The organism is Micromonospora sp. NPDC048898 (assembly GCF_043198035.1).
In the GTDB taxonomy this organism is placed as follows: Bacteria; Actinomycetota; Actinomycetes; order Mycobacteriales; family Micromonosporaceae; genus Micromonospora.
Map to the genome: position 1 here is coordinate 246,957 of NZ_JBICUF010000005.1, position 18,454 is coordinate 265,410.

Annotated in this window: 16 protein-coding genes; 5 read left to right on the top strand and 11 right to left on the bottom strand. The window is 70.8% G+C overall.

Translation table 11 applies throughout. The features are described from left to right. Positions 1-23 precede the first annotated feature (23 nt). Positions 24-1,481, top strand: coding sequence for a DNA repair protein RadA (gene radA, locus ACGFIQ_RS16855; RefSeq protein ID WP_357067983.1), 1,458 nt, complete (start codon positions 24-26; stop codon positions 1,479-1,481). A 132-nt stretch (positions 1,482-1,613) separates the two neighbouring features. Then, on the top strand, positions 1,614-2,798 hold the full coding sequence (gene disA / locus ACGFIQ_RS16860) for a DNA integrity scanning diadenylate cyclase DisA (protein ID WP_393244443.1): 1,185 nt from the start codon (positions 1,614-1,616) through the stop codon (positions 2,796-2,798). A 6-nt stretch (positions 2,799-2,804) separates the two neighbouring features. On the opposite strand, the gene ACGFIQ_RS16865 is transcribed toward disA, so the two are convergent. The 3 genes from ACGFIQ_RS16865 to ACGFIQ_RS16875 form a co-directional block, all read right to left on the bottom strand. Next, a complete protein-coding gene (locus ACGFIQ_RS16865) occupies positions 2,805-3,524 on the bottom strand; it encodes a hypothetical protein (protein WP_393244445.1) in 720 nt (239 codons plus the stop codon). A 118-nt stretch (positions 3,525-3,642) separates the two neighbouring features. Further along, positions 3,643-4,227 carry a peptide deformylase gene (locus ACGFIQ_RS16870; protein WP_393244447.1) on the bottom strand — a complete coding sequence of 195 codons (585 nt, stop codon included), beginning with the start codon at positions 4,225-4,227 and terminating at the stop codon, positions 3,643-3,645. Further along, complete coding sequence (locus ACGFIQ_RS16875; RefSeq protein WP_393244449.1) at positions 4,224-4,736, bottom strand: glycine cleavage system protein R; 513 nt, start codon at positions 4,734-4,736, stop codon at positions 4,224-4,226. Before ACGFIQ_RS16875 ends, ACGFIQ_RS16870 begins: the two co-directional genes overlap by 4 nt. A 96-nt stretch (positions 4,737-4,832) precedes the next feature. On the opposite strand from ACGFIQ_RS16875, the gene ACGFIQ_RS16880 reads away from it, so the two are divergent. Beyond that, entirely contained in the window at positions 4,833-5,744 is a 912-nt protein-coding gene (locus tag ACGFIQ_RS16880) for an A/G-specific adenine glycosylase (protein WP_393244451.1), read from the top strand. A gap of 623 nt (positions 5,745-6,367) precedes the next feature. Here ACGFIQ_RS16880 and ACGFIQ_RS16885 read toward each other — a convergent pair. The 3 genes from ACGFIQ_RS16885 to lysS form a co-directional block, all read right to left on the bottom strand. Further along, the gene (locus ACGFIQ_RS16885) at positions 6,368-8,911 is read right to left on the bottom strand and encodes an ATP-dependent Clp protease ATP-binding subunit (protein WP_393244453.1); all 2,544 of its coding nucleotides are present in this window, start codon (positions 8,909-8,911) and stop codon (positions 6,368-6,370) included. A gap of 579 nt (positions 8,912-9,490) precedes the next feature. Continuing rightward, complete coding sequence (locus tag ACGFIQ_RS16890) at positions 9,491-9,835, bottom strand: Lsr2 family protein (protein WP_110563841.1); 345 nt, start codon at positions 9,833-9,835, stop codon at positions 9,491-9,493. Positions 9,836-9,946: 111 nt separating this feature from the next. After that, positions 9,947-11,455 carry a lysine--tRNA ligase gene (gene lysS / locus ACGFIQ_RS16895; protein ID WP_393244456.1) on the bottom strand — a complete coding sequence of 503 codons (1,509 nt, stop codon included), beginning with the start codon at positions 11,453-11,455 and terminating at the stop codon, positions 9,947-9,949. Positions 11,456-11,543: 88 nt separating this feature from the next. On the opposite strand from lysS, the gene ACGFIQ_RS16900 reads away from it, so the two are divergent. After that, positions 11,544-12,281, top strand: a complete 738-nt coding sequence (locus tag ACGFIQ_RS16900) for a class I SAM-dependent methyltransferase (protein ID WP_393244458.1) — start codon at positions 11,544-11,546, stop codon at positions 12,279-12,281. 3 nt (positions 12,282-12,284) lie between these two features. Here ACGFIQ_RS16900 and ACGFIQ_RS16905 read toward each other — a convergent pair whose 3' ends face one another. Beyond that, positions 12,285-13,043, bottom strand: coding sequence for a type III pantothenate kinase (locus tag ACGFIQ_RS16905; RefSeq protein WP_357067967.1), 759 nt, complete (start codon positions 13,041-13,043; stop codon positions 12,285-12,287). A gap of 118 nt (positions 13,044-13,161) precedes the next feature. Here ACGFIQ_RS16905 and ACGFIQ_RS16910 point away from each other — a divergent pair, with 118 nt between their 5' ends. Beyond that, the gene (locus tag ACGFIQ_RS16910; RefSeq protein WP_393244460.1) at positions 13,162-14,253 is read left to right on the top strand and encodes a hypothetical protein; all 1,092 of its coding nucleotides are present in this window, start codon (positions 13,162-13,164) and stop codon (positions 14,251-14,253) included. 18 nt (positions 14,254-14,271) lie between these two features. On the opposite strand, the gene nadC is transcribed toward ACGFIQ_RS16910, so the two are convergent. From nadC to panD, 4 genes are all read right to left on the bottom strand, one after another. Continuing rightward, a complete protein-coding gene (gene nadC, locus ACGFIQ_RS16915; protein WP_393244462.1) occupies positions 14,272-15,168 on the bottom strand; it encodes a carboxylating nicotinate-nucleotide diphosphorylase in 897 nt (298 codons plus the stop codon). A 53-nt stretch (positions 15,169-15,221) separates the two neighbouring features. Beyond that, complete coding sequence (locus ACGFIQ_RS16920) at positions 15,222-16,919, bottom strand: L-aspartate oxidase (protein WP_393244464.1); 1,698 nt, start codon at positions 16,917-16,919, stop codon at positions 15,222-15,224. Positions 16,920-17,027: 108 nt separating this feature from the next. Next, a complete protein-coding gene (locus tag ACGFIQ_RS16925; RefSeq protein ID WP_393244466.1) occupies positions 17,028-17,924 on the bottom strand; it encodes a septum formation family protein in 897 nt (298 codons plus the stop codon). A gap of 96 nt (positions 17,925-18,020) precedes the next feature. After that, entirely contained in the window at positions 18,021-18,449 is a 429-nt protein-coding gene (gene panD, locus ACGFIQ_RS16930) for an aspartate 1-decarboxylase (RefSeq protein WP_393244468.1), read from the bottom strand. Positions 18,450-18,454: the final 5 nt, after the last annotated feature.

Here is an 18,454-nt window from a genome sequence, read left to right on the forward strand (position 1 = left end):
TACGCGAGGGCTAGCGTCCTGATGTGACCACCTCCCGATCGACCCCTCCGCGTGGCGGCACGACAAATGCCGCCCGTGGTCGGTCCACCGCCCGCGAGCCTCGGCCGGCCTACCAGTGCGACGCCTGTGGGCACCAGCCGCCCAAGTGGGTGGGGCGCTGCCCGGAGTGTGGCGAGTGGGGCGCGGTGGTCGAGAGCACGGTGACCGGCCCGACCGTCTCCGGTCGGGTGGTCAGCTCCCGGGTGCCGTCCGAGCCGGCCCGGCCGATCGCCACCATCAGCGCCGCCCCGGCCCGCGCCGTGCCCACCGGGGTGAGCGAGCTCGACCGGGTGCTCGGCGGCGGCCTGGTGCCCGGCGCCGTTGTGCTGCTCGCCGGCGAGCCCGGCGTGGGCAAGTCGACCCTGCTGCTGGATGTGGCCCAGCAGTGGGCGGTCAATGCCGGCAGTCCCTCGCTGGTGGTCAGTGGCGAGGAGTCGGTCAGTCAGGTGCGGTTGCGCGCCGAGCGGATGGGCACCCTGCACGACCGGCTCTACCTGGCGGCAGAGAGCGACCTGGCGTCGGTGCTCGGCCACCTCGACGCGGTCAAGCCGGGCCTGCTGGTGCTCGACTCGGTGCAGACCATCTCCACCACCGGCACCGAGGGGGTGCCCGGTGGGGTGACCCAGGTCCGCGCGGTCACCGCCGCGCTGGTCTCGGTCGCCAAGGAGCGCGGCATCGCCACCGTGCTGGTCGGGCACGTCACCAAGGACGGCCAGGTGGCCGGGCCGCGGGTGCTGGAGCACCTGGTCGACGTGGTGTTGCACTTCGAGGGTGACAAGCACTCCTCGCTGCGCCTGGTGCGCGGCGTGAAGAACCGGTTCGGCGCAGCCGACGAGGTCGGCTGTTTCGAGATGCACGAGGGTGGCATCAGCAGCCTGGCCGACCCGTCCGGGCTGTTCCTGACCCGCTACGCGGAGCCGGTTCCGGGCACCTGCGTGACGGTGGCCATGGAGGGGCGACGGGCTCTGGTCACCGAGGTGCAGGCGCTGATCGGCGCGACGGTGGCCGGCTCTCCCCGGCGCACCGTCTCCGGCCTCGACTCGGCGCGCCTGGCGATGGTGCTCGCGGTGCTGCAACGGCGCACCGAGCGGTTGACCCTGCACGATCGGGAGGTCTTCGCCGCCACGGTGGGCGGCATCCGGGTGGTGGAGCCGGCCGCCGACCTGGCGGTCGCGTTGGCGGTCGCCTCCGGCGGGCTCAACCTGGCCATCGCGCCGCACCTGGTGGCGATCGGCGAGGTGGGTCTGACCGGCGAGGTGCGTCGGGTGGGTGCGGTGCCTCGCCGACTGGCCGAGGCGGCCCGGCTCGGGTTCAAGGTGGCTCTGGTGCCGCCCGGCTGCGGCCCGACCAGCGCGGGCGCCGGCCCCGAGCAGATGCGCGTGACAGAGGTCACGGATGTCCGTTCTGCACTGCACCATGCGGCTCGCGCGTCCGCTGAGTGACCCACCGTGCCGACCTAGACGGCGAAACCGGACACCACGTCGCAACCAGGAAACGGGTTGGAAGGGCCGCATCGTGACACATCACAGTAACCACGACAGCACCCACCGCACGGCAGTCCGTAGACTGTCCCCGTGCCGATCGACCGCGATACCACCAAGCCAGCCGGCGCGCCGCCCCAGGCCCGCACCGGCGCCGTGGGCTCGCCCGCCCGCACGATCAGCGTGAGCGTGACCACGGGAGCCACCGGGAGCGCCGGGGACCCACTGCGCGCCAACCTCGCCCTGATGGCCCCGGGCACCGCCCTGCGCGACGGTTTGGAGCGCATCCTGCGCGGCCGCACCGGCGCGCTGATCGTGCTCGGCTACGACAAGGTCGTCGAGGGCCTGTGCACCGGCGGCTTTCCACTGGACGTGGAGTTCTCCGCGACGCGGGTCCGGGAGTTGTGCAAGATGGACGGCGCCGTCGTGCTCTCCAGCGACGGCACCAGGATCGTCCGGGCGGCCGTGCACCTGATGCCCGACCCGTCCATCCCGACCGAAGAGTCCGGCACCCGGCATCGCACCGCCGAGCGGGTGGCCCGGCAGACCGGCTACCCGGTCATTTCGGTCAGCCAGTCGATGCGGATCATCAGCCTCTACGTCAACGGCCAGCGGCACGTGCTGGACGACTCGGCGGCGATCCTCTCCCGGGCCAACCAGGCGCTCGCCACCCTTGAGCGATACAAGCTCCGGCTGGACGAGGTCTCCGGCACGCTCTCCGCACTGGAGATCGAGGATCTCGTCACCGTCCGGGACGCGGTGGCCGTGGTGCAGCGCCTGGAGATGGTTCGCCGGATCGCCGACGAGATCGCCGGCTACGTGGTGGAGCTGGGCACCGACGGCCGCCTGCTGGCCCTGCAGCTCGACGAGCTGATGGCCGGCGTGGACGCCGACCGGACGCTTGTCATCCGGGACTACCTCCCGGTCGGCCGCAAGTCGCGCACCCTGGACGAGGCACTTGTCGAGCTGGACCTGCTCGGCGCCACCGAGCTGATCGACCTGGTGTCGGTGGCCAAGGCCATCGGCTACCCGGCCGCGTCCGACGCACTGGACGCCGCGGTCAGCCCGCGCGGCTTCCGACTGCTGGCCAAGGTGCCGCGACTGCCGGTGGCGGTGGTCGACCGCCTGGTGTTGCACTTCGGCAGCCTCCAACGGCTGCTCGGCGCGACAGTCGAGGATCTGCAGGCCGTCGAAGGGGTCGGCGACGCCCGGGCGCGCGGCGTCCGTGAAGGGCTGTCCCGGCTCGCCGAGGCATCGATCCTGGAACGGTACGTCTGATCCGGCTCAGCCGGTGACGGTGAGCTTCACCGGCGCGCTGAGCTTCGTGCCGACCCGGGCGAACACCTCGTACGCGCCGGTCGGCGGGAACGGCCCGGCGGCCAGCCCGCTGCCGTCGCACCGGCTGGTGTCGCGCCCGTTCCACGCCACGGTGTAGGAACGCTCCAGGTTCGGTGTGAAGGACTGCACGTCCGAGCCCTGGACCTTGCCGCAGGTGTCCGAGGACCAGATCTTCTCGGCACCGGACTTGATGAAGATCTCCTGCGCCTCGGCGCCGACGTTCCGGCTGCACGTCCGGTCCGACGTGTTTTTGATCTTGAGGTGCAGGTCGACGAGCGCCCCACGCTGGACCGACGTCGGACTCGCCACCGAGACCACCCGGATCTCCGCGTCGGTGCAGGTGCCGTCGTCCTCCCCACCGGCGGCCGCACCCGGTGGAGGCGTGTTGCTGGTGATCGCGGGGCTCGGGGTCGTCGCACCGGCATCGGCATCGGCGGATGCGGACGGCGGCGGAGCCCCGGTCTGTGGCGTCAGCAGCGGCCCGGCAGGGCCGGCCGTCCCGGTGGGCGTGGCCGTGGACGACGCCCCCGCCTTCGGGTCGTCGGAGCGACCCGAGCCGGTGCAGGAGTAGAGCAGGACAATCAGGAAGAGAAGCCCCGCTCCGAGTACGACGACGCGACGCCGCCAGTACACGGCGGGTGGCAGGGGGCCGACCGTCAGACGCATGATGCCCCCCACCGTAGCCGCGCTGCGCCCGCCAGTGGAGCGCGACGCGCCGGAGCCCTTCCGGGACACCCGCTCCACCCTCCACTCAGGACGGACAGGACGATCCCCGGGCACCCGATCAGAGGTAGACCTTGCGCTGATAGACGGCGTGCGCACCCGCCACCCGATCCAGAAAGAGCAACCCCGCGCAGTGGTCGATCTCGTGCTGCAACGCCCGCGCCTCGAAGCCGTCGGTCACCAACCGGACCGGCGTGCCGGTGCCCGGCAGGTCACCCTCCACCACCAGCCGGCTGGCTCGCTTCACGTCCCCGGTCAGGTCCGGCACCGACATGCAACCCTCCCGGCCCGGTTTCCACCGGGTCGCCTCGACCACGCGCGCATTGCACAACACGAAGGTCCCATGCACCGTGACCGCCTTCGGATGCCCCGTCACGTCCACGGCGAAGACACGAGCACCCACCCCCACCTGCGGTGCCGCCAGCCCGACACAGCCCGGCGACACCCGCATCGTCGCCACCAGGTCGGCCGCGAGCTGGACTGTCTCGTCTGCCGTGGGATCGACCTCTCCGGCGGCCCGACTCAGCACCGGGTGCGGAGCGGACAACACCGCCCGCACCACACCCGGCAGGGCCAGCGCCTCCGGTGTCCAGCCGCCCAGACCGGCGTACGCCTCGGCGTCCGGCACGCTCTCCGCGCCGGTCACAGCAGATCCGGGTCCGCCGGACGGAGCGTGACCTCCACGCCCAGCTCGGCAGCCGTCCGATGCAGCCGGTCGACGAGTGCGTCGGCCACGCCGGCCGGCAACTCGACCTCGGCCAACACCACGTAGAGCGAACCCGCCAACCGGGTGCTCAGGTCTGTGACATTCCCGCCCGCGTCGACAAGCACCCGCGTCATCGCCGCCACGATGCCCATCCGGTCCGAACCGTGCACCGCCATCACGTACGGCTCACCCACCGCGGGCACCTCGCCGTCGGGAGTCACCGCGCGTACCGTCGCCAGCAGTTGACCCTCGGCGGCCAGCGGCGCCAGCGCGGCCTCGACCTCGGCGCCGGCCGGCCCGGTGCAGATCAGGGTCATCGCGAAATGCCCCCGCAGCCGTGTCATCGTGCTGTCGGTGAGGTTCGCTCCCAGTCGGGCGAGCACCTCGGCGACGTCGGCCACGATGCCCGGCCGGTCCCGACCGATGACGGTGATCGCGAGCTCGTTCATCCGCGCATTCTCGCCGATCCACCCGGCGCCGTCCGGACACCCCGCCCGAGCCGCCCATCCAGCGGGACCGCACCACGTGACATCATCGACGGCGCCATGACTCAACCCGATTTCGCCACAGTGGTCAGCCGATGGTTCCAGCAGCACGCCCGCGACCTCCCGTGGCGTGCGCCGGGCACCAGCCCGTGGGCCATCCTGGTCAGCGAGGTCATGCTCCAGCAGACACCCGTGGTCCGCGTGGTGCCGGCCTGGCAGGCATGGCTGGCCCGCTGGCCGGAGCCGGCGGCGCTGGCCGCGGACACCCCCGCCGAGGCGATCCGGATGTGGGGACGCCTCGGTTACCCCCGTCGGGCGCTGCGGCTGCGGGAATGCGCGGTCGCTATCGTCGACCGGCACGGCGGCCAGGTGCCGGACCGCCTGGAGCAACTGCTGGCCCTGCCCGGGGTCGGCACGTACACGGCACGGGCGGTGGCAGCCTTCGCGTACGGGCAGCGGCACCCGGTGGTCGACACCAACGTGCGTCGGGTGGTCTGCCGGGCCGTGGCCGGCGAGCCGGACGCCGGACCGGTCACCCGACCAGCCGACCTGGTCGCCACCGAGGAGCTACTCCCGGCACTACCGGCCGCGGCCGCGCTGGCCAGCGCCGCGTTCATGGAGCTGGGCGCGGTCATCTGCACCGCCCGGTCACCGCGCTGCACGGCCTGCCCGGTCGAGTCGATCTGCGCGTGGCGGGCCTCCGGCCAGGAGGCCCCCACCGGGCCAACCCGCCGACCCCAGCGGTACGCGGGCACCGACCGACAGGTACGCGGCCTGCTGCTCGGGGTGCTCCGGGAGACCACCGGACCGGTGCCGCACGAACGGCTGGACCAGGTCTGGACCGATGACGTGCAGCGCGCCCGAGCCCTGGCCGGCCTGGTGCAGGACGGGCTTGTCGAACCCGCGGGCACCGACTCCTTCCGCCTCGTCGGCGACGGCCCATCCCTCCCCACCGCCGACCTGACCACCTGACCCACCATAGTTGCGTTAACGGTCAGCTGAGTCGCGCGAAACTCGCGCCTCCTCACGTTCGTCCCGCCAGGAACGCCCCACCCTCGCCGATCTTGCACTTTCGGTCGCCGTTATGCCCTGAACACCCCCTTATGCCGCGACAGCAAGTGCAAGATCGCGGAGAAGGAGTAGTTCAGTCTCGCCGATCATGGGGTCGTGGTGCCTGGTTTGACGCCATTAGGGCGGTTTGTTGCCCACCACAACTCCATGATCGACGAGGAGTGCAGGTTGACGAGCAGCCCGCCGACCCGGATCAGCCCCGCCGCCCCGATCAGGCCACAACATCAGGGAAGTGTTGCCTCCGGATGCTTTGAGGCAGCACTTTCCCTGATGTTGTGGGGATCTTGTGCCAGCCGGGCGCAGGCGCGAGCATCGCGGCACACGGGGCGAGCATCGCGGCGCAGCGCGCAGGCGCAGGACACGGGCGCGGACGCGGGGCACGGGACACGGGCGCGGACGCACCCGACTGGCGCGGCCGACGCGGGGTGGCTCGGTGAGCGGGTGTGGCCTGTGGGCGTAGCGCAAAAGGCGGGGCCCCGATGGCTTTCGCCACCGGGGCCCCGCCCCTTGCTGTGCTGGTTGTGCTACTCGTCCGCGCCCGCGGCGGCGGTGCCAGCGGCAGTGCCACCCAGGTCGGCCGGGACGGCGTCCGGAACTTCGACCGGCTTGTCCGCGCCGTGGAAGACCAGCTTGGACTTGTCGATGTCGTTCGGGTCGCCCTCGCAGTCCACCACGACGATCTGACCCGGGGTCAGCTCGTTGAACAGGATCCGCTCGGAGAGGTTGTCCTCGATGTCGCGCTGGATCGTGCGACGAAGCGGACGGGCACCGAGCACCGGGTCGAAGCCCTTCGCCGCCAGGTACTTCTTGGCGTTGTCGGTCAACTCCAGACCCATGTCCTTGTTGCGCAGCTGGCCCTCGATCCGCTGGATCATGATGTCCACGATCGAGAGGATCTCGCTCTGGCGCAGCTGGTGGAAGACGATGGTGTCGTCGATCCGGTTGAGGAACTCAGGCCGGAAGTGCTGCTTGAGCTCGTCGTTGACCTTCTGCTTCATCCGGTCGTAGTTGGACTCGGAGTCCTCCGACTGCTGGAAGCCCAGCGACACGGCCTTGGCGACGTCGCGGGTGCCCAGGTTGGTGGTCAGGATGATGACCGTGTTCTTGAAGTCCACGATCCGGCCCTGACCGTCGGTGAGCCGACCGTCCTCCAGGATCTGCAGGAGCGTGTTGAACACGTCCGGGTGGGCCTTCTCGATCTCGTCGAAGAGGACCACCGAGAACGGCCGACGCCGCACCTTCTCGGTCAGCTGCCCGCCCTCGTCGTAACCGACGTAGCCGGGAGGGGCACCCACGAGCCGGGAAACCGTGTAGCGGTCGTGGAACTCGGACATGTCCAGCTGGATGAGGGCATCCTCGCTGCCGAAGAGGAACTCGGCGAGCGCCTTGGACAGCTCGGTCTTACCGACACCGGACGGGCCGGCGAAGATGAACGAGCCCGACGGGCGCTTCGGGTCCTTCAGGCCGGCCCGGGTACGCCGGATCGCCTTCGAGACCGCCTTGACCGCGTCCTCCTGGCCGATGACGCGCTTGTGCAGCTCGTCCTCCATGCGCAGCAGGCGCGAGGTCTCCTCCTCGGTCAGCTTGTAGACCGGGATGCCGGTCCAGTTGCCGAGCACCTCGGCGATCTGCTCGTCGTCAACCTCGCTGACGACGTCCAGGTCACCGGCCTTCCACTCCTTCTCCCGCTGAGCCTTCTGGCCGAGCAGCTGCTTCTCCTTGTCGCGCAGCTGGGCGGCACGCTCGAAGTCCTGCGCGTCGATCGCCGACTCCTTGTCGCGACGCACCTGGGCGATGCGCTCGTCGAAGTCACGCAGGTCTGGCGGCGCGGTCATCCGACGGATCCGCATCCGGGCGCCAGCCTCGTCGATCAGGTCGATCGCCTTGTCCGGCAGGAAGCGGTCGGAGATGTACCGGTCGGCCAGCGTCGCCGCAGCCACGAGAGCGGCGTCGGTGATGCTCACCCGGTGGTGCGCCTCGTAACGGTCACGCAGGCCCTTGAGGATCTCGATGGTGTGCGCCAGTGACGGCTCACCCACCTGGATCGGCTGGAACCGACGCTCGAGAGCGGCATCCTTTTCCAGGTGCTTGCGGTATTCGTCGAGCGTGGTGGCGCCGATGGTCTGCAGCTCACCACGGGCCAGCATCGGCTTGAGGATGCTCGCGGCGTCGATCGCGCCCTCGGCGGCACCCGCACCCACCAGGGTGTGGATCTCGTCGATGAACAGGATGATGTCGCCGCGGGTGCGGATCTCCTTGAGCACCTTCTTGAGACGCTCCTCGAAGTCACCGCGGTAACGGGAACCGGCGACCAGCGCACCCAGGTCGAGCGTGTAGAGCTGCTTGTCCTTCAGAGTCTCGGGCACCTCGCCCTTGATGATCTTCTGGGAAAGCCCCTCCACCACGGCGGTCTTACCGACGCCGGGTTCACCGATCAGGACCGGGTTGTTCTTGGTACGGCGGGAGAGCACCTGCATGACCCGCTCGATTTCCTTCTCGCGCCCGATGACCGGGTCGAGCTTGCCCTCGCGGGCGGCCTGGGTCAGGTTGCGGCCGAACTGGTCCAGCACCAGGCTGGTCGACGGCGCGGCCTCACCCGGCGCGGCGCCCGCCGCGGCAGGCTCCTTGCCCTGGTAGCCGGAGAGCAGCTGGATCACCTGCTGGCGGACCCGGTTGAGGTCGGCGCCGAGCTTGACCAGCACCTGGGCGGCGACGCCCTCGCCCTCGCGGATCAGCCCGAGCAGGATGTGCTCGGTGCCGATGTAGTTGTGGCCGAGCTGCAGCGCCTCGCGCAGCGACAGCTCCAGCACCTTCTTGGCCCGCGGCGTGAACGGGATGTGCCCGCTCGGCGCCTGCTGACCCTGGCCGATGATCTCCTCGACCTGCTGGCGGACGCCCTCCAGGGAGATGCCGAGGCTCTCCAGGGCCTTTGCCGCGACGCCTTCACCTTCGTGGATCAGGCCCAGCAGGATGTGTTCCGTACCGATGTAGTTGTGGTTGAGCATCCGGGCCTCTTCTTGGGCCAGGACGACAACCCGTCGCGCTCGGTCGGTGAACCGCTCGAACATGCCCTCGTGCTCCTCACGTGCCGTGCGCCTTGATGGTCAAGATCTTGGCGGGGCCGGTGCACGAACGTCCGGGACGGGCGTCCGTGCCTCCTTACTCTATCGTCGCTGACCGACTCAGCTGAGGTCGTGTGTCTCCGGTCTGGGTCGGTTGCACGTCGTTTTGGACAACCGTCCGCGCTCAGGAGGTGTTCCGGTAGTCCTGTCGCTACGCGCAGAGCGAAATCCGACTGGGGCGACCGACGCCCGATCCGGGCTTCGGAGGCGTTCCGGAAGCCCTCGGGAGGGCGGACCGCCGGTCGCGGCAACGCCGCGCACCGAGCCTGGGGAAGGTTGTCCACAGGCTGTGGATAGTTGCTCCACTGGTTGTGGACAACGTCGGTGGACGCGGAATGCTTCCCGGCCCACAGACACGGCGACGCCGGCCCGCAGACACGGCGACGCCGGCCCGCAGACACGGCGACGCCGGCCCGCAGACACGGCGACGCCGGCCCGCAGACACGGCGACGCCGGCCCGGAGAACTACTCCGGCCCGGCGTCGGTGTCGCCTGCGGTGGCGACTGGCCACCAACTGGTGCTGGATCAGCGCTTCGCGTGGTACTCGTCGACGATCTCCTGCGGGATACGACCCCGGTCCGAGATGTCCTTGCCGGCCTTCTTGGCCCACTCCCGGATCGCCTTGTTCTGTTCGCGATCGGCCGTCGCGCCGCCCCGACCGCGGGCAGCCCGTCCACCGATCACCACGCCGCCCCGGCCGACCTTGGTGCCGGCGCCCACGTACGAGGCAAAAGCGTCGCGCAATTTAGCCGCGTTGGCACTCGACAGGTCGATCTCGTACTGAACGCCGTCGAGGGCGAACTTGACGGTCTCGTCCGCGTCCCCGCCGTCCAGGTCATCGACCAGCTTGTGAATGATCTGCTTGGCCACGTCCCACATTCCTTTCGAGCAGGGCACTCCTGCTAACGAGAGCACAATAACCCGCGCAGTGCTTGCCGCGTCAATAGGATGCCGTTACGGCTCGGCGCGTGGCGGGCGAGACTACTCCGGGCGGACCAACGGGAAGAGGATCGTTTCCCGAATTCCGAGGCCGGTCAGGGCCATCAACAGCCGGTCGATTCCCATTCCCATACCGCCGGCCGGCGGCATTCCGTACTCCATCGCCCGGAGAAAGTCCTCGTCGAGGCGCATCGCCTCGTCGTCGCCACGGGCCGCGAGCTGCGCCTGGGCCACCAGCCGCTCCCGCTGCACGACCGGGTCGACCAGCTCGGAGTACCCGGTGCCCAGCTCGAAACCGAGCACGTAGAGGTCCCACTTCTCGGCCAGCCCCGGCTCGCTGCGGTGGGCCCGGGTGAGCGGGCTGGTCTCCTCCGGGTAGTCCCGCACGAAGGTGGGCGCCTCCAGGCTGGGGACGACCAGTTCCTCGAACAGTTCCTCGGCCAGCTTGCCCGGCCCCCACTTCGGGTCCACCGCCAATCCCACCTTGTCCGCGTACTCGACCAGGCGGGCTCGCTCGGTGCGGACCGTGACCTCCTCGCCGAGCGCCTCGGAAAGCACGCCGAACAGCGTGACCGACCGCCACTCGCCACCCAGGTCGAACTCCCGCCCGTCGGCGTGGGTCACCACCGTCGAACCGCTGACCGCGATCGCCGCCTGTTGCACGAGATTACGGGTCAGCTCGGCGATCGTGCCGTAGTCGCCGTACGCCTGGTACGTCTCCAGCATCGCGAACTCGGGCGAGTGCGAAGAGTCGACACCCTCATTACGGAAGTTGCGGTTGATCTCGAAGACTCGGTCGACACCGCCGACCACGGCGCGCTTGAGAAACAGTTCCGGAGCGATTCGCAGATACAGATCAGTGCTCAACGCATTGCTGTGGGTCACGAACGGCCGGGCCGTCGCCCCGCCGTGCAGCAGTTGCAACATCGGTGTTTCCACCTCGATGAAGCCCTGTGCGTGGAGTGAATCGCGCAGACTGCGTACGGCGGCGGCTCGGGTACGGACCATCTCCCGTGCCTGCGGCCGGACGATCAGGTCGACGTAACGCTGCCGGACGCGGGCCTCCTCGGAAAGCGGCTTGTGGGCCACCGGCAACGGTCGCAGCGCCTTGGCTGTCATCTCCCACTGCTGCGCCAACACCGACAGCTCGCCCCGGCGGCTGGTGATCACCTCACCGGTGACGCCGACGTGGTCGCCGAGGTCGACCAGGCGCTTCCACGCCTCCAGCCGCTCCGGCCCGACCCGGTCCAGGGAGAGCATCGCCTGCAACTCGGTGCCGTCGCCGTCGCGCAGGGTCGCGAAGCACAGCTTGCCGGTGTTGCGTACGAAGATCACCCGACCGGTGACCGCGACCTGGTCGCCGGTCGCGGTGTCGGTCGGCAGGTCGGCGTAGCGCTCCCTGACCTGCGCCAGGGTGGTCGTCCGGGGAAAGCCGACCGGGTAGGGCTGGACGCCCTCGGCGAGCATCCGGTCCCGCTTCTCCCGGCGGACCTTCATCTGCTCGGGAAGGTCGTCGGCGGGGTCCACTGGCACGGCGTTCTGCTCGCTCACGGCACGCTTCCTCGTCACGAAGATTCAGGGGGTCAGGGCCGAGCGTACTCAAGCCGTCCGGGGGCTGTTACCGGATAACCTGCCCGTCATGGTCGATCACACTCACGCCCTCTCCTTCGGTGCCGCGGCGAGTAGTTACGACCGGTTTCGCCCGCACTATCCGGCAACTGCCCTCCGGTGGGCACTCGACGGGTTGCGCCGCGCCCGGATCGTCGATCTCGGCGCGGGCACCGGCATCCTGACCCGCGACGTGCAGGCACTGGGCCACGAGGTCGTACCCGTCGAACCCGATCCGGGGATGCGGGCGCAGCTCGCCGAGAGCACCCCGGGCACGACGGCGCTGGCGGGCAGCGCCGAGGAGGTGCCGCTGCCCGACACGGTGGCGGACGCGGTGCTGGTCGGGACGGCGTACCACTGGTTCGACCGGGAGCCGGCGCACGCCGAGATCGCCCGGGTGCTCCGCCCCGGCGGCACCTTCGCCCCCATCTGGAACATCCGGGACGACAGTGTCGACTGGGTGGCGGAGCTGGGCCGGATCGCCCACCTCGACGACAAATCCGCCGGCCTGATCGAGAAGAACACGGACTTCGGCCCCGCGTTCGGCGCGATCGAGGCGCGCGAGTTCGTACACCGCACGACCCTCACCCCGGACGAGGTGCTCGGCATGGTCCGTACCCGCTCGTACTGGCTCACCGCCTCCAGCGAGGATCAGCAACGGGTGGAGCGGGAGCTGACCGAACTCCTCGACACCCACCCCGACCTGGCCGGTCGGGAGACCGTCGAGCTGCCGTACCGGACGTTGGTGCTGCGCGCCCGGCGGCACTGACGGTCACAGGTTGCGTTCGTAGACCATCCGGAGGCCGATCAGCGTGATCATCGGCTCGTGGTGGGTGATGGTGCGGCACTCGTTGATCACCAGGGAGGCCAGGCCGCCGGTGGCGATCACCGCCTTCACCTCGCCCAACTCCTCGGTCATCCGCTCGACGATGCGGTCCACCTGCCCGGCGAACCCGAAGTAGAGGCCGGCCTGGAGGCACTCCACGGTGTTCTTGCCGATCACCGAACGGGGCTTGGTGGCCTCGACCTTGCGCAGTTGGGCGGCGCGGGCGGCCAACGCGTCGAAGGAGATCTCGATGCCCGGGGCGAACGCCCCGCCGAGGAACTCGCCCCGACCGCTGATCACGTCGAAGTTGGTGGTGGTGCCGAAGTCCACCACGATCGACGGCCCGCCATAGAGGGAGTACGCGGCAAGCGTGTTCACCACCCGGTCGGCACCCACCTCCTTCGGATTGTCGATCGCCAACTGCACCCCGGTCCGCACGCCCGGCTCGACGATCACGCTCGGCAGGTCCGCGTAGTAGCGGCCGAGCATGGTGCGCAGCGATCGCAACGCGGCAGGCACCGTCGAGCAGGCGGCCACGCCGGTGATCTCGACGTTGTCCCCGGCGAGCAGCCCCCGGAACATGAGGCCCAACTCGTCCGCCGTCGAGCGGGCATCGGTCTTGATCCGCCAGGAGTGCACCAGCTTGTCGCCGTCGAAGGTCGCCAGCACGGTGTTGGTGTTTCCGATGTCGATGCAGAGCAGCACGCACGCAGCCTAGACAACGACCGTACGGGCGGGTGCGGACCGGGCGACGGACCGTATCCTTGTCGTATCGCGACATGAGCATGGATCAATCCACGGCGCGGCCGGACGGGGAGCGGACATGTCGGGGACGTGGTGGATGCGGGGCCGCAACACCCTGCGCCGGCGTCGACGACACGTGTTCGTGCTGATCGCGTTGGCCGGCGGCGCCATCTGGATGATCGTGCAGGCCTGGCGGGCGTCCGTTCGGGAGAGCGGCAGCTTCACCGGCGACCTCTACCTCAACATCGGCGCCGCGCTGATCATGACGCTGCTGACGTACGTGGTGCTCAATCCGCTCTTCCGCGAACTCCAGACGGTGAGCATCATCGAGCACCCCCGCCTGGACCGGGACGCCCTGATCGAACGGGTCGCCCAGTCCCGGGAGATCGTGGCCATCCTGGAGACCTGGACCAGCATGCTGGAAGGCCCGTACGCTGCCCGGTTCGTAGCCGCGTTGCGCTCCGCGCTCGCCAACGGCGCCGTCGTCAAGGTGCTGCTGCTCGACCCGGACTCGCCGGCGGTCCGGCTGCGCGGCGAGGAGTTGCGCCGGCGGGACGCCTCGGTCGCCATCCTCAACAACCTGTGGCATCTCGCGCGGCTCAGCGAGGAGCTGCCCGAGTCGGCCCGCGCCCGGCTTCAGGTCCGGGTCTACAGCGCCGCCCCCTCCGTGCAGATGTACCGCTGGGACGGAAAGGCCTTCATCTCGTTCTTCCCGGTGCAGGGCAGCACCTTCGACACCCAGCAGATCGAGGCGTTCGTCTCGACCCCGTTGGGCGAGTTCGTCGACGACCGGTTCGCCGAGTTGTGGGACACCGCTCCGCTGGAGGACCTGGCGGCCTGTCTCACGCTGCGGCTCTGCCTGCGCCAGGCCGGTCGGGACCTGGAAACCTGCGACGCGCTATACGTACGCTCCGACGGCGACTGGTACATCGCCGGCACCGACCTGGTGCGCAACGTGGCCCGGCACGGCCTGGCCGGGCTCACCGTCGTACTGGACCGGCCCGAGGCGGCCGGCGAGATCTTCGCCATCGGCGAGGCCGACGAGCTGCCGCCGGAGATCTACAACCGGGTGCTGGAGCTCTTCCGCGCCAAGTACGGGCTGGACGGCCGGCAGGACACCGAGAACCGGGTGATCTTCAACCTGGCCGCCAGCTCGCTCACCACCGTCTGAGACGCCGACCTCGGTCCGCTACCCGGTGCGCAGGTCCAGCGCGATGTCCAGGATCGGCGACGAGTGGGTCAGCGCGCCCACCGAGAGGAAGTCGACGCCGGTGGCCGCGTACCGCCCCGCCACCTCCAGGGTCAGCCCGCCGGTCGCCTCCAGCTCCGCCCGGTCACCCACCGCGGCCACCGCCTCGGCCAGCACCTCCGGCGTCATGTTGTCGCAGAGCAGGAAGTCCGCACCGGCCTCCACCGCCTCCACCGCCTCGTCGACGGTTGTCACCTCGACCTGCACCGACACCTCCGGGAACGCCTCCCGGACCCGTCGGTAGGCCGGTGTGATCCCGCCGGCCGCCAGCTTGTGGTTGTCCTTGATCATGGCCACGTCGTAGAGGCCCATCCGCTTGTTGGTGCCCCCGCCCGCGCGCACCGCGTACTTCTCCAGCGCCCGCAGGCCCGGCGTCGTCTTGCGGGTGTCCAGCACCATCGCCTTCGTGCCGGCCAGGGCGTCGGCCCAGGCCCGGGTGTGGGTGGCCACCCCGGACATCCGGCAGAGCAGGTTGAGCGCCGTCCGCTCGGCCGTCAGCAGCAGCCGGGTCGGGCCGGCCACCGTCGCCAGCACGTCGCCGCGGGCCACCCGCTCACCGTCGCGGGCCGACACCGACACCTCGACGGTACGACCGAAGCCGGTCACCTCCCCCACCAGCTCGAACACGGCGGCGGCCACGGCCATCCCGGCCAGCACACCATCCGCTCGGGCCACCAGGTCGGCGGTGTCGGTCTGCTCCGCCGGAATGGTGGCCACACTCGTGACGTCCAGGAAGTCCGGGCCCAGGTCCTCGACCAGCGCGGTCTCGATCACCTGCCGCACCTGCACCGGATCCAGCCCGGCCGCCCGCAACGCCGCCTCTGTCGACCCCGTCAATGCCGTCTCCGTTCGCGACTGCGGGGCTCGCAAAACCGGCTCACTCCTCGCGCTCACTGTGAGTTCCCCTCCCACTGTTGGCCCACCCGACCTCCTGCCCCGACCGACCCGACCAGGTGGCCCAGCCACCGCTCGTCGGCCGTCGGGAAGTCCTCCCGCCAGTGGCAACCCCGGGTCTCACCCCGCGCGTACGCGGCGGCGACAAGCGTCGACGCCACGGTGAGCAGGTTCGTCGCCTCCCAGTCGGCGGTCCGGGACCGCCCCCGGGCGGCGCCCAACTCCCGCAGTGTCCCGGCCGTCTCGGCCAGCGTCGCCGCGGATCGGAGCACCCCGGCGCCCCGGCTCATCGCCCGTTGCAGGGTCGGCGTCGCCTCCGCGGGCAGCACCCAGCCCGCGCCCCCGCGCCAGGCACCGGTGTCCGCCGGCTGCGCCTGCTCGGGCAGGCCGGCCGCGATGTCCTCGGCGATCCGCCGGGAGAAGACCAGGCCCTCCAGCAGCGAGTTGCTGGCCAGTCGGTTCGCACCGTGCACACCCGTGCAGGCCACCTCGCCGCAGGCGTACAGGCCGGGGATCGAGGTGCGGCCGCGCAGATCGGTGCGGACGCCGCCGGAGGCGTAGTGGGCGGCCGGTGCCACCGGGATCAGGTCGGTCGCCGGGTCCACGCCGATCGCCAGGCAGGACGCCACGATGGTGGGGAACCGGCCGGCCAGGAAATCCCCGCCCAGGTGCCGTGCGTCGAGGAAGACGTGGTCCGCGCCGGTGGCCAGCAACACCCGGTGGATGCCCTTGGCCACCACGTCCCGGGGTGCCAGCTCGGCCAGCTCGTGCTGGCCCACCATGAACCGCTTGCCGTCGGCGTCCACCAGGTGGGCGCCCTCGCCGCGCAGCGCCTCGGAGACCAGCGGCTGCTGCGCGTGCCCGGCGCCGGGCACTCCCGCGCCGGGCGGGGTGATCAGGGCTGTCGGATGGAACTGGACGAACTCCACGTCGGTGACCGCCGCGCCGGCCCGCAGCGCCAACGCCACGCCGTCGCCGGTGGAGACCGCCGGGTTGGTGGTGGCCGCGAAGATCTGCCCCATCCCGCCGGTGGCGAGCACCACCGCACGGGCCAGCAGTGCGCCGACGCCGTCCTCGCTGCCCTCGCCGAGCACGTGCAGGGTGATCCCGCAGGCCGGGCCGAGCCCGTCCGGGCCGTCGCCGGGCGCGCGCAGCAGGTCCAGGACCAGGGCGTGCTCGACGAGGCGGATCCACGGGTCGCGTTGCACCGCGGCGTGCAGGGCCCGCTGCACCTCCGCGCCGGTGGCGTCACCGCCCGCGTGCACGATCCGGTCCGCCCGGTGGCCGCCCTCGCGGGTCAGCATCAGGGAGCCGTCCGGGTGGCGATCGAACTCGGCACCGACGCGCATCAACTCCCGCAGCCGGGTCGGGCCCTCCTCGACAAGCACCCGGACCGCCGCCGGGTCACAGAGCCCGACTCCGGCGATCTCGGTGTCGCGGGCATGTGCCGCCGGGGTGTCGGTGGGGTCGAGCACGGCGGCGATGCCGCCCTGCGCCCAGCGCGTCGAGCCGTCGTCGATGTTGACCTTGGTGACCACCGTGACGTGCAGGCCCGCCTCACGCAGGTGCAGTGCGGCGGTCAACCCGGCCACCCCGGAACCCACCACGATCACGTCGGTGGTCTCCACCCAGCCGGGCGCGGGCGCGGCCAACAACGCGGGCAGGGCCGGCAGGTCGACGGTCGGAACGTCCATCCCCCCAGTCAACCCGAACCATCCTCGCTCGGGGCGGCGGGGGCGGGACGAGTGTTTTGGGCTACCCCGTCCGGCGCCGCCCGTGCCGTGCCGGCCGGCCGGCCGTGGTCACTTCGTCCGGACCGGAAGACCAGCCGGGCCCGCGCCCTTCAGCGAGGCGGTCACCGTACGGTCGCTGAGCCAGAGGTAGCAGCGGACACCCCGGTCGCCGACCCGCCAACGCCCCGCACCCGGCGGGCGGGCCACCACACCGCTGCGCAGACGCAGCTTGGCGTCGTCCGGTACGCCCACGTACCGGCCGAGGATGCTGCGACAGCCGGTGTAGAGCCGCGCCCAGTCGGCGCCCCTGGTCGGGTACGCCATGTCCGGCGCACGCCACACCCCGACGAACTCGGCGTCGTGCTGTTTCGCGCACTCCACCGGGACCAGTGTCTGCACGCCCGCACCGGCCCCCGTGCGGGTCTGCTGGCAACCGAGCCGCAGCCCGGCGGCCCCCTTCAACGCGTCCCGCAGGCTGCCCGACCGGACCACCACGGTGGCCGCGGACTCGACGGTGGTCAGCTCGGTGAGGTCGCACCGGAACCAACGGGCACCGGCCGTCCAGCCCGGCCCGGAGGGCAGCGCCACCGACAACCGCAGTCGGCCGGCCCGCCAGTCGTCGCCCACGTACCCCGTCGCCCGGGTGTCGCACTCGGTGAACGCGCCCCGCAGCTCCGCCGAGCCACCCGCCGGGGCGCTCGCCCGCTCGGCCGGAAACGCCCCCACGTGCACGGTCTCCACCCGGTGCGGGCCGGCGCAGTCCACCGGCTCGTAGGCGGCCAGGGTGACCACATCGGTGAAGTCGGCGGCCTGGCAGACACCGGCGGCCGGGGTGAACGCCGACGCCTGCGGCAGCGCCGCCCAGTCGTCGGTCAGGTCACCGTCCAGGCCGCCGGACCCGGCACAGCCCACCAGCAGCACTGCCGTCACGGCAGCGGCGAACACGGTCGTCCTGGCAACGCGCATAGCGGCCTCCCCCAGCCACCGACCGGCTTCCGCCAGCGCGCCAAGGGTAACCGGTAATGACCTTCCGGTGACAGACCGGAATTGCGTCGCGCGGGATCAGACTCCGGACACGGCGAACGGACTGGGCACCGGGTCACCGGCCATGCCGGGTGCCACACCGGCCGGGTCCCCGCCCAACTCGATCACGCGGTTGTCGGCGTCCACGTGCACCACCAGTGGCCGGTACGACCGGGCCTCGGCGTCGTTCATCTGGGCGTACGAGATCAGGATGACCAGGTCACCGGGGTGCACCAGGTGCGCGGCGGCACCGTTGATGCCGATCACGCCGCTGCCCCGCACGCCGGGGATCACGTACGTCTCCAGCCGGGCACCGTTGGTGATGTCCACGATCGCCACCTGCTCGCCGGGGAGCAGGTCGGCGGCGTCGAGCAGATCCTCGTCCACAGTCACCGAACCGACGTAGTGCAGGTCGGCCTGGGTCACGGTGGCTCGGTGGATCTTCGACTTGAGCATGGTCCGGAACATCGGGG